A 14,901-nucleotide genomic window follows, 5' to 3' on the forward strand; every position below is an offset into this window, starting at 1 on the left:
ACGTAATTGTGCTTATCGAATAAACAACAAATGTATATGTAATAAGAGAAAGACGTTTACGTACATCTTGTCCGAATAGCAGATAGGTAGTAATAAGCGCACATGCAATTAACGCCAACATATCTCCGTAAAAAGCAGTGCCACTCAGCTTGAAGTCTCCCCAGCTAATGATTACACTTCCCGTTACAGCAATCAAAGCAGATAAAATTGTTTTGAACGATAACTTCTCTTTAAAGAAGAAGTACGTTCCTACAAAAGCAAATATGGGCTGTAAGGTAACTAGCACCGTTGAACTAGCAACCGATGTGTAATTTAATGACTCGAACCATAGAATGAAGTGAAAGGCTAAAAATACTCCGGCAATTGCCGAGAAGATCCAATCTTTTTTACTGAGCGTCAATACTTCCTTCCTATACTTCATAAGAAAGAGCGGTAACATAATTAGCACAGAGAAGAACATTCTATAAAATGCAATCACACCAGCATCTGCTGTGGCGAGTTTCACGAATATCGCCGATAGTGCTACTGATATCACTCCTATAATAATTGGGATATACGGATGAATTCGAGGCTTTTCCATTTCTAACACATCTCTTTCAAAAGGAATTAGGTTACATCTCTATCTTTTTAGACAATAGATAGTTGTAAGTATAACATGGTAATTAAGAGAGGACATTACTAGGGGGGAACGATTATGACTTGGATTGCAAATGAAGCGATGTATCCCGAAGTGTTAATTAAAATCACGCTCGCTTTAGTTTTAAGTTTAGTTATTGGTGTGGAGAGGGAAATAAAGAAGAAACCGATTGGATTAAAAACGAGTGCTGTTATCGCCACTTTTAGCTGCCTTCTGACTGTCGTCTCTATAGAAGCAGCTTATCTCGTTCCAGCGCGGAATGATATTAACGTAACGATGGATCCGCTCCGCTTAGCTGCCCAAATTGTCAGCGGTATCGGATTCCTCGGAGCTGGAGCCATCCTGCGTAGAGGTAATGACAGCATTACTGGGTTAACGACAGCAGCTATGATTTGGGGAGCGGCAAGTATCGGGATTGCTGTTGGGGCCGGTTTTTATATTGAAGCTGCGTTTGCTGTACTAGCCGTGATGTTTGTCATTGAAGTCCTTGCACCTGCACTTGATAAATTGGGGCCAAAGAGACTTCGTACAAAAGAAGCTTCCTTCATTGTAGTGTTATCGGACAAATCAAAGATTGAAGATCTCATTACTTACCTGAAGATAGAAAGCATGACAATCGAGAATCTGCGGATTCGGCAAATTCTATCAAGGGATCTTCAAGTACAGCACGAACTTCATTTTCGAATCTCAGCACTTCCTAAAAGACATACGTCTAATTTGTATATCGAGTTGTCGACACTACCTTATATCGAATCGGTTGAAATCGAAATATTCCCATAACGGAGGAAAATTATGAGAGACATACTAAAACTTTTAAAAGAAGGCAACAAACCCTCACTACTCGCAGCAATTGTTAACACAGTAATCGCTTGTTTAAAAGCCATTGCATTCTTCTTCACCGGAAATGTGGCTATGTTTGCAGAAATGATGCACTCATTTGGTGATGCAGCGAACCAGTTTTTCGTTTTCGTTGGTTCTGCTCTTTCGAAAAAAGCACCCACCCCGAAATATCCTAATGGATTCGGCCGTGTCGTAAATTTAGTTTGTCTGGGCGCTGTCATTATAGTTGGAATCATGTCCTATGAGGCTATCATAGGCGGGTGGCATCATATCGTAAATCCATCTGAGTCAGGCGGAATGAGAAATTTAATTATAAATCTCTCTGTTCTTGGTATAGGTATCATTTTGGAATGCATTGTACTTTACAAGGCGGGTAAAGAGATACTTCATGAAGCAGGGATTGATAAAGGTGGGATTGCTCCCATTACACTAGGTTTTAAAAACCTCAATCGTGCTAAACCCGCAACAAAACTCGTATTCATGGAAGATTTTGTCGCAACACTAGGCGGACTTCTCGCATTTTCCGCTGTCCTGTTGGCTCATTTCCTTGGGCTACTTGTAGCGGAAGGCATTGCATCCATTATGATTGGTATGATGATGTTCTATGTGGTTGGTAAAGTATTTCTCGAAAATGCACGTGGTGCAATCGGGGAAACGGACGAGGAAATGCTCAATCACATTTCCCTACTCGTTGCTGAAGATCCCGATGTAAAAGATATTCAACGTATTGAAGTTATCAAAGAAGGCGAATTCCTTCATGTTGAAATTGTCGCAGAAGTTGACCCATCCCATACAGTCGCCTATGTCGACGATGTGCGGGACCGACTCATGACAATTATCCTCAATCAAAAAGGTGTACAGGACGTTTTAATTTCTTTTGATGAAGATGACGGTGTGTCAACATGGAAAAGGTCCAATTCCACTGATGCAATTAAGCAATTCGGTTCAAAATTCCCTGAATAACAAAAACGTCACGCCGGAGAGATAGCCCCGACGTGACGTTTTTAATTCTCTTATAATGAAGCTTTTAAAATTGATAGTACATCCTCTTTATTTAGATTACTGAATTGCCCAAGTGGCCCGTTGACTGTTGCTTTTTCTGCCATCAAATCCAGTTTCGAATCATCGATGTCATAATGGGCAAGCGTTTCAGGCGCTCCAATAGACGTCCAAAATGCTCTTAGACGTGCGATCCCTTCAAACGCGACCTCATCCTGCGTCTTACCTTCTGGTGCAACTCCAAATACGTTGACAGCAAGCTTGGCAAATCGCGCAGGATTAACGTTAACATTATGATTCATCCAATGTGGGAAAAGAATCGCAAGCCCACCTGCGTGCGGGATATCATAAACCGCGGACACAGCATGTTCGATATCATGTGACGCCCAGTCACCTTGATAGCCCATTTGAAGGAAGCCATTCAACGCTATAGTACCCGCAAATAAAATCGTCTCACGTAAATCATAATTCTCCAAGTCTTCGACAAGCTTTGGTGCATTATCCATTATTGCACGTAGCACACCTTCACACATCTCATCTTGTACAGGCGTGTTCTTTGCATTATTGAAGTATTGTTCAAAAATATGGGACATCATATCAACAATCCCATAAATCGTCTGGTCTTTGGGTACAGATAATGTATAGGTTGGGTCAAGAATAGAGAATTTCGGGTAATTAAACGGACCGCCCCATCCATACTTCTCTTCCGTTTCTTCATTAGTAATAACAGATCCGGCATTCATTTCCGAACCTGTTGCTGCAAGTGTCAAAACTGTACCAAATGGGATTGCATCTTCCGCGAACGCTTTCCTCGTTACAAGATCCCATGCATCACCTTCATATTTCGCTGCCGATGCAATAAGTTTTACACAGTCGATAACTGATCCTCCGCCAACCGCTAAGATAACGTCGATGTCTTTTTCCTTACAAATCTCCGCACCCTTTCGCGCAGTTGACACACGCGGATTTGGCTCAACGTCTGAAAGTTCATGTACCTCCATATCATTCTCTTTTAAAATCGCCATTACTTCATCATATAGACCATTTCTCTTGATGCTGCCGCCCCCATAAACGACAAGCACCTTTTTACCGTAATTCGCTAGTTCTTGTGATAATTTCTGAAGTTGACCTTTTCCAAAAATAAGCTTAACAGGATTATGGAATACAAATTCATTCATTCTATATTGCCTCCCTTTATTCTTTCATTATCCGAAACAATAAACCATTTTGCAAAAATAAAGGTGCGCGTATGAAAATCAGTCTTCTGGGCATAGTAATTTAAGGAGGTGTTGCAAAATGAGTAAAGTTCATAAAATAGCTCTAGCACTGACAATTATCGGTGCACTCAATTGGGGAGTAGCAGGAATATTCCGTTTCGACGTTGTTGCACAATTCGCAGGTGGTTCCGCGGAACCGCTCGCACGATTTATTTATATCATCATAGGAGTTTCAGGTCTCATCAACCTTGGCTTGCTATTTAATCAGCGGCAGGATCACGATGAGGTAATTGTTTCGGTTCCTGAAAAAGTATAAAGGCATCTCCCGTTTAAACCGGGAGATGCCTTTATTGTTTTGATTATGCCCAACCACGGAAACGTGATGCTTCCGCAGTTTTACGAACACCAATCATATATGCTGCTAGGCGCATGTCGATATTACGAGTTTCCGCAGTTGTATAGACGTTCTCAAATGCTTCAACCATTTTTTTCGTCATTTTTTCGCGCACTTCTTCTTCAGTCCAATAGTAGCCCATGTTGTTTTGGACCCACTCAAAGTATGAAACTGTTACGCCGCCCGCACTTGCAAGAACATCGGGAACAAGTAGAATTCCACGTTCTTTAAGAATTCTAGTTCCTTCAGTTGTAGTCGGCCCATTTGCTGCTTCAACAACAATCGTTGCTTTGATATTATGTGCATTTTTTTCAGTAATCTGATTAGAGATTGCCGCAGGCACAAGAATATCGCAGTCGAGTTCAAGTAATTCTTGGTTCGAAATCGTGTTATCGAAAAGTGTAGTTACTGTTCCGAAGCTATCGCGACGGTCTAGTAAGTAATCGATATCAAGACCCTCTGGATCATGAAGTGCACCATAAGCATCGGAAATTCCGATTACTTTCGCGCCAGCATCATGAAGGAACTTAGATAGGAAGCTACCCGCGTTTCCGAAACCTTGAATTACGATACGTGCACCTTTCATATCAATCCCACGACGTTTCGCCGCTTCCTCGATAATGATTGTTACCCCTTCGGCAGTCGCACGGTCACGACCTTGCGATCCACCAAGAACGATTGGTTTACCTGTAATGAAGCCAGGTGAGTTGAATTCGTCAATACGGCTATATTCATCCATCATCCATGCCATTATTTGCGCATTTGTGAATACGTCTGGAGCTGGGATATCTTTGTTAGGTCCCATTACTTGGCTTAAGGCACGGACATAACCGCGGCTTAGTCGTTCAAGTTCACCCATAGACATTTCACGTGGATCACAAACGATTGCACCTTTACCGCCGCCATATGGTAGGTCGACGATGCCAGCTTTTAATGTCATCCACATAGAAAGCGCTTTTACTTCTTCTAACGTTACTTGCGGGTGATATCGTACGCCACCTTTTGTTGGTCCAACCGCATCGTTATGCTGTCCACGGTAACCCGTGAAGACTTTTACTTTGCCATCGTCCATTTTTATAGGAATACGTACTTCAATCATACGAAGTGGTTCTTTTAGAAGTTCGTACATTCCTTCATCGTAGCCTAGTTTATCAAGTGCATCTTTAAAAAGAGCTTGTGTAGACGTAAACAGATTCAGGTTTTCAGTCATTTAATGATTCGCCTCTTTGATTCATAATGTTTTCTATGCATATATTGTAACATATCGGACACTTATATTGTTAAGTATTTTAGTTAACGAAAACTTTTTTAATTTTACCTATTGCCCAGTCCAATTCTTCTTTTGTGATAATGAGTGGCGGAGCAAAACGAATCACTGTATCGTGTGTTTCTTTACATAGTAATCCAAGCTCTTTCAACTCTTCACAATATGGACGAGCAGCTTCAGTTAACTCAACACCTATGAACAATCCGCGTCCGCGTACTTCTTTAATCGACGGATGTTCAATTTTCTTTAACTCTTCCATGAAATAATTTCCGAGTTCAAGAGATTTTTTCGCCAGTTCTTCTTCTTCCAGCACTTCTAAAGACGCGATTGATACTGCACACGCCATAGGATTTCCACCAAAAGTTGAACCGTGTGATCCTGGATTGAATACACCAAGAACAGATTTGTCAGCAAGTACACAAGATATTGGGAATACGCCGCCACCTAGTGCTTTACCTAGGATATACATATCCGGATCCATGTCTTCCCATTCACATGCAAACATTTTTCCAGTACGGCACAGGCCGGCTTGAATTTCATCTGCAATAAATAGAACGTTATTCTTTTTACAAAGTTCACGTGCTGCTTTCATATAACCTGCTGGCGGAATAATAATACCTGCTTCACCTTGAATCGGTTCGATAAGGAATGCAGCAGTATTTGGTGTAATTGCTGCTTCAAGTGCTTTGATATCTCCGTAGGGAATAAGGTCTATGCCTGGAAGCATTGGACCAAATCCACGTTTATATTCAGCATCTGAAGAAAGTGAAACAGCTGTCATTGTACGACCATGGAAGTTGCCTTCACACGCAATGATTTCTGCTTGGTCTTCTGCGATTCCTTTAACGTCATAAGCCCAGCGGCGTGCTGCTTTAATAGCTGTTTCAACAGCTTCAGCTCCTGTGTTCATAGGAAGTGCCATTTCTTTGCCTGACAGTTCACAAATCTTTTCATACCATGGACCAAGTTGGTCATTGTGGAAAGCACGGGAAGTAAGCGTTACTTTATCAGCTTGGTCTTTCAATGCTTGAATAATTTTCGGATGACGATGCCCCTGGTTTACTGCTGAATACGCGGAAAGCATATCCATAAATTTATTACCTTCTGGATCTTTTACCCAAACCCCTTGTGCCTCAGAAATAACGATTGGCAGTGGATGATAGTTGTTTGCCCCAAATTTCTCTGTTTGAACAATTACTTTTTCTGATACCGACATACATTTCCCTCCCCTTTATATGTAAAGACAGACCCACCCAAATAGATGGGTCTGATAAATCAGTGTCTAGCTCCAGCGCCTAGCTCCTCGAGTCACTTCAGTCCATAAGTTAAAGGCAAAGTGCGCCTTTATCTTCAGGCCTTCCAGCGCTTTTCGGGTCTACCAAGGCGCTTACGCTTTTCTTATAGTGTTTCTGAAGTTGTTTTACCTTGCATATGAAGTTGTAGGTAATCCGGTCCGCCAGCTTTTGAATCTGTACCTGACATGTTGAATCCACCAAACGGTTGGTAACCAACGATTGCACCTGTGCAATTACGGTTGAAGTACAAGTTACCTACATGGAAATCTTCACGAGCTTGTTCGATGTGATGACGGTTGTTTGTGATGACAGCGCCAGTTAGGCCGTAATCCGTGTTGTTTGCAAATTCGATAGCTTCAGTGAAGCTCTTCGCTTTCGACAAACCGACAACTGGGCCAAAGATTTCTTCTTGCATAACGCGCGCTTTTGGATCAAGATCCGCAATAACTGTTGGTGCAACGAAGAATCCTTTCGAACTGTCGCCTGTTCCTCCTGCGATTAAACGACCTTCTGTTTTACCGATTTCGATGTAGCTCATAACTTTGTCGAATGACGCTTGATCGATTACTGGGCCAGTGAAGTTTGATAGCTCAGTTGGATCACCGTACGTCAATTCTTTCGTCAATACGCCAACACGTTCTACGACTTGGTCGTAAACGTCTTCGTGAATGATCGCACGTGAACAAGCTGAACATTTCTGTCCGCTGAATCCGAATGCAGATTTCACGATTGATTGTGCAGCAAGTTCTAGATCTGCTTCATTATCAACAACAATTGTATCTTTACCGCCCATTTCAGCGATAACACGTTTCAACCAGATTTGGCCTTCGTTCACTTTAGCCGCACGTTCGTAGATGCGTGTTCCTACTTCACGTGAACCAGTGAATGACACAAAGCGTGTTCTTGGGTGATCAACTAGATAGTCGCCCACTTCAGCACCAGAACCTGGGATGTAGTTGACAACACCTGTTGGCATGCCCGCTTCTTCAAGTACTTCGATGAATTTGTATGCAACAACTGGTGTTGTCGATGCAGGTTTAAGAAGTACTGTATTTCCTGTTACAAGAGCAGCAACTGTCGTTCCCGCCATGATTGCGAATGCAAAGTTCCATGGAGAGATGATAACGCCAACTCCAAGAGGAATGTAGTCAAAACGGTTGAATTCGCCTGGACGGCTTTCAACAGGGATACCATTTTTAAGTTCAAGCATTTTACGCGCATAGAACTCTAGGAAATCGATTGCTTCAGCTGTATCAGCATCTGCTTCATTCCAAGGTTTACCTGCTTCTTTAGTAAGTAATGCTGAGAATTCGTGTTTGCGACGGCGGATAATTGCAGCAGCTTTGAATAATACGTCTGCGCGGAATTCAGGTTTAACTTTCTTCCAAGTGTTGAATGTTTCGTCAGCAACTTTCATCGCTTTTTCAGCAAGGTCTTTGCTTGCTTTAGAAACGCTACCGATTACTTCTTCTTTGTTCGCAGGGTTTGTTGATACTAATTTTTCTTCAGTCATGATGCGCTCTCCACCAATAATAAGTGGATAGTCTTGACCAAGGTATCCTTCAACTTGCTTTAAAGCTTCAAGGAAAGCTTGTTTATTCTCTTCTACCGTGAAATCTGTGAATGGTTCGTGTTTATATGGAATCATATTATTCCTCCTCTTTAATTATGAAACGCAAATATTATTTGCACTTAGTAATTGATTACATATATAATAATGCAAAAGATTGTTGCAGATATCAAGCATTATTCATTAGTTTTTCAAAAAAAGTATTTGGAAGGTGATTATTTTGAAGAATATAGACGATTCACTCTTCCCTTTTTATGAGTTTGCAGTGCGTCGTGCCGCGGTTGGTATACATGCCGTTGACAACAATGGTCGAACTGTCATCTATAATGAAAAGATGAAAGAAATCGAAGGACTTGCACTCGAAGATGTGGGTGATCGTTCAATTTTAGAACTTTTCAATTTCGACCAAGAAGAAAGTACACTGTTAAAAGTTTTGCAAAGCGGCAAAGAACAACTAAATGTAAAACAAACGTACTGGAACCGAAAAGGTACAGAAATCACATCCATTAATGACACATATCCAATCTTTAACCAACAAACTCTCATTGGAGCTGTTGAATTAGCCCGTGACGTAACAGCTCTCGAGAAATTCGTTCTTCAGCCATTTCGAAAAAGTAGTGATCCTGTAACATTCAATCAAATAATTGCTTCCTCCCCGCCTATGAAAGTGGTTATTGCGACTGCAAAAAAAGCAGCGAAAGCAAAATTACCGGTATTGTTAATCGGTGAAACAGGTACAGGTAAGGATCTTATCGCTGAAAGCATACATAATGAATTATCACCTTCCAGCACCGTACTCTATACCCTGTTCTGTCATAGTTCAGACCCAATCCTTATAGGACGCTTAGATAAAGATTTAAATGTAGAGGATCCTCTTACATTATTTTGCGAAAGAATCGATTTGTTATCCATTCCATTACAGCAAAAATTGCTATCGATTCTTTTGAAATCACCTAACAGTAATAAGCAATTCATCGCAAGTATCGGGGATGACCCTGTCGAATTAATCGCTTCGGGCACATTATTAAAAGACTTGTATTATTTCTTTGCTTCATTCACAATTCGAATTCCGCCTCTGCGAAAACGAAAAGAAGATATATTACCGTTCATTTCTGCTTATTTGGAACGGCGCAATGAACGCTACGGTTCCACACTTAAAGATATTACACCCGAAGTTGAACATCTTTTCCTCGGGTATGAATGGCCTGGAAATACCCGGGAGCTCGAGTTTCTTCTCGACGAAATCTCTTCTCTAGCGATGACCGAGACTGCCATTACCTATGATTTGCTTCCATTCCATTTCCGGATGAAAAGCGCGGATATCACAGACGAACCGACCCAGGCTGCTGATTTCATCGTCCAACCTGGCAAAGAGCTACTACCGCTTGAACAGTTTTTGCGTGAGGCGGAAGCCTATTACTTACAAAAAGCGATGAAACTCAATGATAAGAACGTCACAAAAACTGCAAATGCGCTTGGTATGAGCAGGCAGAATTTGCAGTACCGACTGCGGAAATTAAAAAAGTGAGGAAAAAGGCCATTATGCCTTTTTCCTCACTTTTTATTGTCTAGCTACAGCGGCCAAACGCTCGGAGGCTCACAGGATGTGAGTTACGTAGCCATTGCCGCAGGACGCGGCGAACTCAGACTGCCTTCCTTTGTCTGCTTATGCCTGTGGCGTCTGAGCGGCCGCCTCCGCTTTTCTTTACTGCCCAGACTTTTCGATCCAGTCTTGAAGTTTGTCTTTCAACGAATTAAATCCTTCTGCATCACTTTCGTCAACACGCGCTTGCAGTGACTTGCGCGGATGGTCTTCTTTTCGTGTTGCAGCCGGTGCTTCTTGAAGAGCACGAATTGATAGACTAATCTTACCTGCAGCTTCGTCGACTTCCAGTACTTTCACTTGGACCTCTTGCCCCACAGTTAGAAATTCATTAATGTCTTTTACGAATCCGTATGTGATTTCAGATATGTGTACAAGTCCTTGTGTTTCACCATCGAGTGCAACAAATGCACCATACGGCTGGATACCTGTCACTTTGCCCGAAAACTCTTCGCCTACTTCATATTTTCGCGCCATTTAAAACAGCTCCCAATCTATTTTGTTATCGATTCTGCCCTTAAGGCCACTTAAAATTATATCATGTTTATAGAGGGCAAGCAAAAATTTGGCAGTCTGCTAGCCATACGCAATTACTGCTTAACAATGACTTTAGGTGCTGTTTCAATCAACCACGCTCCAGTCCCTTCATCCAAAATTAGCCAACCATCATAAACGATATCCGCTTTGTACTCATAGCTAATTGGCGTAAGAGGAACCCCGTTTAATACATTGCTCCCTACCTCCTCTACCAAAATGTCAGCTTTTTCTATTTGATATTCTTGCTTCCTCCAAGTAGTAACGTACTCTTTCAATGTAAGCGAAAGAGATTCACGATTAGTCAGATGCCACATCGTCTTTGGATCCTCTTGTTCGTTTGCATACAAATAGACACCGAGTATGACTACTGGCTTAACGCCAACCAAAGCATTCAGCCGATGTCCCTTGGTGAATTTCACATATGTCCTCTCGACTTCTTGAATGTACTCCGGATTATTGACAGCCACTTCGTTATCGCTTTCTTGCATTACACTTTCAAGAGTAAATAATTGTAAGTCCCCCCTTTTAGCAAAACCAACAGCATCATAAAGATGATGGTACTCTAGCCGTTCTAAACTATCTGATGTCTCCCAGTCACTCTCTTCCATTTCTTTCACGATTTGTTGCATAATATATGCCGACGGAGAGTTTTCTCCCGTATTAGCAAGTTTCTCCCAAGCTAAACGGTACTCTTTTTTCAACTTCCCATCACTCCCCGTTAACCGACCATCTTCATTTAAAATAAACCTATCATAAAATACATTGTTATAATAACCCAGTACATTTTGATATAATTGATCCTCTTGTTGATCAACAAGCAATGTATTCTCTAGTTCTACGATGTAATCTACGGTTTGTTGAAGTGTGGATCCCGATTGAATTGCCAAATAATTAAATGGATTCATTCCCAAAAATGTCAAATACCCTCTAAAATCTTCATGAATTGAATCTCTTATTGCCAAACTCACTTCATTTTCCAGATATATGGGATGGAAATAATCCCATTCAGATTCTTTGACAAGCCCAATGTTTTGGTCTCCCATTGCCCCCAAAACTGTTCTAATTTCTTCTGGGTATGTATTTTTCTTCAGAAGAAGTTCTTCAACATCTATCATTCCATTTTCAAGTTCTTCAGTAATTACTCCTTTATGTTCGTATAACGCAACCCTATACAAACCACTAATCCAATCGACTTTATTTATATATGCTTTTATAAACACCTCACTACTAGCCCTGTCATCCGTCAATGGTTTTTTTAACAGCTTAGCAACCATTTCTGAAGGGTATTCCAAATTCCCCATAATTTCCTCGTACTGTTTCTGCACATTTTCTCTATTTATCTTTTCATTGTTAGTTAGTTGCTTTTGAAGTTTCTTCGATAATTTCTCAAACTGTTGACGTTCGTCATGCCCATACATCTCCCTGTAGAATTCTTGTTCTTCCCCTATAGGTTCAACGAGCCCTAATGTCATGAATGTTGTCGCCATTTCATTTTCAAAAGAAATTTTCAAGCGTGCTAGGTATTTTTCATCGGAAGACTTCTTGTATTCTTCGCTATTCAAAACTGAAATTGTTAGCAGTATAATCAGTAGAACAACACCAGCAATCCATGAAAAAAGAGCCTTCTTTGTTATTGATTTCTTTTCAATTCGAACTTCTGTCAAACTTTCAACTGGGCCCTGAAAAACCATTTCTTTTCTGAATGAAGAACGGATCCGCCTATAGGATTTACCGAGAAATGCAAGCCTTTTTTCCAAATTCCCTCCTTCAAGTTGATTGAAGGCAGCAGTGAGTCTACGCCTTGCATCATCAACTTGAATTCCTATAATCACTGCCACTTCTTCGTCATTCATGCCATGAAACTGAGAAAGAATGAGCGCGAGCTTCTCTTCACTCGTTAACTGGACAATCTGATGATGTAGCTGTTCGTCTTCTTCAAAGGTCAAAATGCTACTCGGAATTGGACTAATCAATTCAAAATCCGAGAATTTTTTAATCGCTATTTTATATAATTCAAGCTGTACACCGTCTTCATTTACATAAGTTTTCATTTGCTGAACTACTTCTCTAAATGTGTCCTCAGCCACTTCGCCAGCTTGTTCTGGAGAACAGCCGTACTGAAATGCAAACCGTTCAATGTCACATGAGTAAATGTCCATCCATTCTGCAAATGCTACAGGATCCCCATTTTTCACTTTTTCAATCCACTCAGATTCTTCCATGTACGAAGTCATCCCCTTATTCAAAAACCATCGGATTTAAAATAATATGCTCGATTTCCCATACGAAATCTTCATTCAAAGCCATCTGTGTACCTACAGAATGAGTATTTCCACGCTGAAATCCGATTGAACCCGCCGTTTCTTCGCTACCATCAAATTGCAGACTATCGAGACTATAAAGATCTATATCAAATTGACTACATTCATCAACGAATTCTTCAAGTTTGACTACATTTTTTGTTTTACTATAAAGATGCCACATCGTCTCTGGATCTTTTTGATCATTCGCGTAAAAGTAAACACCAATAATAACCAAGGGACTAACTTTTTTTAGTTTAGAAAGATCATGATTCAAGGAGAATGAATAATATGTCTCTTGAACTACGTTCTCAAAGCTAGGATTGGGAAGCGTCACAATTTCCATACCCGTTTCAGTTTGCATAATCCCGCTTATGCTATACGATTCAAGCTTTCCCGCTTTCGCAAGCTCCAATGCTTGATGAACGTCATATACTCCTAAACGATTGAGGCTTTTTGAATCCGTCCAATCTGTTGCTTCCATTTCGGAGATGATCATGTGCATAATATAAGCTGCTGGAGAGCCTTCACCGGCAGAAGCGATTCGTTCCCATCCTTCGCGAAACTCCGTTTTCACCTTGCCATCAGTGCCAAATATACGATCAAGTTCCGCCGCCCCGACGATTACATAAAAGAGTTCGTTGTAAGTCCAACTGAGCATGTTAGTCTTTTCATCATTGATAGTTGTTGACAACAATGTTTTTTCCATGTCCAATAAAAAATCAACCGAGTCTTCTAAGGAATGCGCTAGTCCCGGATACGATACGAAAGGTGCAGATTCCAATAATGTGAAAAAACCACCAAAATCTTCGTGGATTGAAGATCGAATCTTTGCGCTGAAGTCATTCTTACCGTAACTTGGAGCTAATGTGCCAAATCCCTTAATAAAAGTTGGATAGATGTTTTGTTTAATCATCCCATCTAATGCTTGTTGCAAGTCTTCAGGATATGTATCTTTCTTCTGAATAAACTTATCGGCAGCAAAAGATTCGTTAGCGATTGCATCTGCGGTAATCTGTTCATGTTTGATAAATGTCATGAAATAAGCTTGTTGGAGTACGTCATACTTTTCCAAATAGCCCTTCATGAATTCTCCACTTTTCGCTTTATCGTTCGCAAGCGGTTTTTTTACTAATCGGTTAGCCATTTCAGATGGTAATTCCAATTTGTTAATTATTTTTCCATACTCATCCTCTATCTTCTTTTTATTCAAAGTACCAGTTTTGTCAATAACGCCCTCATATCTTTTTATCATCGACTCAAAATCAGCGCGTGCTTGATTGCCATACCATATATAATTATAGTCTAGTTTTTCTTCCTCGGTCGATTCAATAAGGCCCAGTTCAGAATAGCGGCCCCCTATTTCTTGCTCAAATGACTCCTTCAACCGTTCTACATATTTTTCAGCTGAAGTTTTTTTGTATTCTTCCCCTGTAACTATAGGAATTATTACAAGCGACAGCAGCACTATGATTCCGGCAATCCAGGAAATCATGGCCTTCTTTGATATTGTTTGTTTCAATTTTCCAGTTGTCCGTATCTCCTGTTGAGGCTTTGCAAAAACCTGCTCTTTTCTGAACGAAGACTTCATGCGCCTATATGACTTATTGAGGAATTCCAACCTCTTTTTCAATTGCGCATCTCCCATATCACGGAATGCCACCGCTATAGCTTGTTCAACTTTTTCTAGGGAGGTGTCCGTAATTTTCACAATCTCTGAATCATCCAGCTTGTGGAATTGTGAAAGAATGAACGGTACTTTATATCCCATTTCAAGGTTTACAATCTGGTCATGCAATTCCTGATCCTCTTCAAATGGAAATATCGTTTCATTCGGCGCATCAGTTTGTTGAACAAATGCTAGACTTTTTAATGCATCTTTATATAACGCACAAACAAGCGACTCTTCATTGCTAATGGAATCTAACTGGCTATGTAAATTTCTAAACGTTTCTTCCGCTACATCAGCTGCCTGTTTTAACGCACAACCATACTGGACGGCGAAACGTTCAATGTCTCCTGAATAAATGCCCATCCATTTTTCAAAAGCATCCTTCTCTCCAGCTCTCACCTTTTGCATCAACTCAGATTCTTTCACAGGCAACCCACCCCTTCATCACAAAATGTCTAATTATTTCAATTATACCAAAGATAGATAGACATCGTAATTTGTTTCAAATTACCATGGTATTCGTTTTTAGTTAGTGTACAATTAGAAAATCTGTATCCTAATGAAATGAGT

The 14,901-nt window shown here is 40.7% G+C and carries 12 protein-coding genes (1 of these 12 running past the window's edge); 4 read left to right on the forward strand and 8 right to left on the reverse strand.

Annotated features, from left to right (window positions below):
• Window positions 1-580: the 5' portion of a DMT family transporter gene (locus tag MKZ26_RS09085; protein ID WP_067206471.1), read on the reverse strand. It extends 323 nt beyond the left edge of the window; the window shows 580 of its 903 coding nt (coding positions 1-580); it begins with the start codon at window positions 578-580; the stop codon falls past the left edge of the window.
• Window positions 581-694: 114 nt separating this feature from the next.
• Between MKZ26_RS09085 and MKZ26_RS09090 the strand changes: the two genes are divergently transcribed.
• Together MKZ26_RS09090 and MKZ26_RS09095 are read left to right on the forward strand one after the other, a co-directional pair.
• On the forward strand, window positions 695-1,417 hold the full coding sequence (locus tag MKZ26_RS09090) for an MgtC/SapB family protein (RefSeq protein WP_067206468.1): 723 nt from the start codon (window positions 695-697) through the stop codon (window positions 1,415-1,417).
• Between the two features lie 12 nt (window positions 1,418-1,429).
• A complete protein-coding gene (locus MKZ26_RS09095; protein WP_340765877.1) occupies window positions 1,430-2,440 on the forward strand; it encodes a cation diffusion facilitator family transporter in 1,011 nt (336 codons plus the stop codon).
• Between the two features lie 50 nt (window positions 2,441-2,490).
• Here MKZ26_RS09095 and MKZ26_RS09100 read toward each other — a convergent pair whose 3' ends face one another.
• Window positions 2,491-3,654 (reverse strand): iron-containing alcohol dehydrogenase, encoded by a 1,164-nt coding sequence (locus tag MKZ26_RS09100; protein WP_067206462.1) that lies wholly within the window; start codon window positions 3,652-3,654, stop codon window positions 2,491-2,493.
• 118 nt (window positions 3,655-3,772) lie between these two features.
• Between MKZ26_RS09100 and MKZ26_RS09105 the strand changes: the two genes are divergently transcribed.
• A complete protein-coding gene (locus MKZ26_RS09105; RefSeq protein WP_067206459.1) occupies window positions 3,773-4,009 on the forward strand; it encodes a DUF378 domain-containing protein in 237 nt (78 codons plus the stop codon).
• Between the two features lie 43 nt (window positions 4,010-4,052).
• Here MKZ26_RS09105 and MKZ26_RS09110 read toward each other — a convergent pair whose 3' ends face one another.
• The 3 genes from MKZ26_RS09110 to pruA all read right to left on the reverse strand — a co-directional run bounded on the left by MKZ26_RS09110 (window position 4,053) and on the right by pruA (window position 8,297).
• Window positions 4,053-5,297, reverse strand: coding sequence for a Glu/Leu/Phe/Val family dehydrogenase (locus MKZ26_RS09110; protein ID WP_067206457.1), 1,245 nt, complete (start codon window positions 5,295-5,297; stop codon window positions 4,053-4,055).
• A 79-nt stretch (window positions 5,298-5,376) separates the two neighbouring features.
• Window positions 5,377-6,570 (reverse strand): ornithine--oxo-acid transaminase, encoded by a 1,194-nt coding sequence (locus MKZ26_RS09115; protein ID WP_067206454.1) that lies wholly within the window; start codon window positions 6,568-6,570, stop codon window positions 5,377-5,379.
• A gap of 182 nt (window positions 6,571-6,752) precedes the next feature.
• A complete protein-coding gene (gene pruA, locus MKZ26_RS09120) occupies window positions 6,753-8,297 on the reverse strand; it encodes an L-glutamate gamma-semialdehyde dehydrogenase (RefSeq protein ID WP_187046931.1) in 1,545 nt (514 codons plus the stop codon).
• A gap of 133 nt (window positions 8,298-8,430) precedes the next feature.
• Here pruA and MKZ26_RS09125 point away from each other — a divergent pair, with 133 nt between their 5' ends.
• Entirely contained in the window at window positions 8,431-9,747 is a 1,317-nt protein-coding gene (locus MKZ26_RS09125) for a sigma 54-interacting transcriptional regulator (RefSeq protein ID WP_335339516.1), read from the forward strand.
• Between the two features lie 177 nt (window positions 9,748-9,924).
• Here MKZ26_RS09125 and yugI read toward each other — a convergent pair whose 3' ends face one another.
• From yugI to MKZ26_RS09140, 3 genes are all read right to left on the reverse strand, one after another.
• Window positions 9,925-10,299, reverse strand: a complete 375-nt coding sequence (gene yugI, locus MKZ26_RS09130; protein WP_340765880.1) for a S1 domain-containing post-transcriptional regulator GSP13 — start codon at window positions 10,297-10,299, stop codon at window positions 9,925-9,927.
• A 113-nt stretch (window positions 10,300-10,412) separates the two neighbouring features.
• The gene (locus MKZ26_RS09135; RefSeq protein ID WP_340765883.1) at window positions 10,413-12,581 is read right to left on the reverse strand and encodes an RNA polymerase sigma factor; all 2,169 of its coding nucleotides are present in this window, start codon (window positions 12,579-12,581) and stop codon (window positions 10,413-10,415) included.
• A 16-nt stretch (window positions 12,582-12,597) separates the two neighbouring features.
• Window positions 12,598-14,757 carry an RNA polymerase sigma factor gene (locus MKZ26_RS09140; RefSeq protein ID WP_340765886.1) on the reverse strand — a complete coding sequence of 720 codons (2,160 nt, stop codon included), beginning with the start codon at window positions 14,755-14,757 and terminating at the stop codon, window positions 12,598-12,600.
• Window positions 14,758-14,901: the final 144 nt, after the last annotated feature.

The organism is Sporosarcina sp. FSL K6-6792, assembly GCF_038004885.1.
Taxonomy (GTDB): Bacteria; Bacillota; Bacilli; order Bacillales_A; family Planococcaceae; genus Sporosarcina; species Sporosarcina psychrophila.

Coding starts and splice junctions, on each gene's coding strand:
- pruA (WP_187046931.1), bottom strand. CDS start 8,297: ATGATTCCATATAAACACGAACCATTCACAGATTTCACGGTAGAAGAG.
- MKZ26_RS09135 (WP_340765883.1), bottom strand. CDS start 12,581: ATGGAAGAATCTGAGTGGATTGAAAAAGTGAAAAATGGGGATCCTGTA.
- MKZ26_RS09100 (WP_067206462.1), bottom strand. CDS start 3,654: ATGAATGAATTTGTATTCCATAATCCTGTTAAGCTTATTTTTGGAAAA.
- MKZ26_RS09110 (WP_067206457.1), bottom strand. CDS start 5,297: ATGACTGAAAACCTGAATCTGTTTACGTCTACACAAGCTCTTTTTAAA.
- MKZ26_RS09105 (WP_067206459.1), top strand. CDS start 3,773: ATGAGTAAAGTTCATAAAATAGCTCTAGCACTGACAATTATCGGTGCA.
- MKZ26_RS09090 (WP_067206468.1), top strand. CDS start 695: ATGACTTGGATTGCAAATGAAGCGATGTATCCCGAAGTGTTAATTAAA.
- MKZ26_RS09115 (WP_067206454.1), bottom strand. CDS start 6,570: ATGTCGGTATCAGAAAAAGTAATTGTTCAAACAGAGAAATTTGGGGCA.
- MKZ26_RS09095 (WP_340765877.1), top strand. CDS start 1,430: ATGAGAGACATACTAAAACTTTTAAAAGAAGGCAACAAACCCTCACTA.
- yugI (WP_340765880.1), bottom strand. CDS start 10,299: ATGGCGCGAAAATATGAAGTAGGCGAAGAGTTTTCGGGCAAAGTGACA.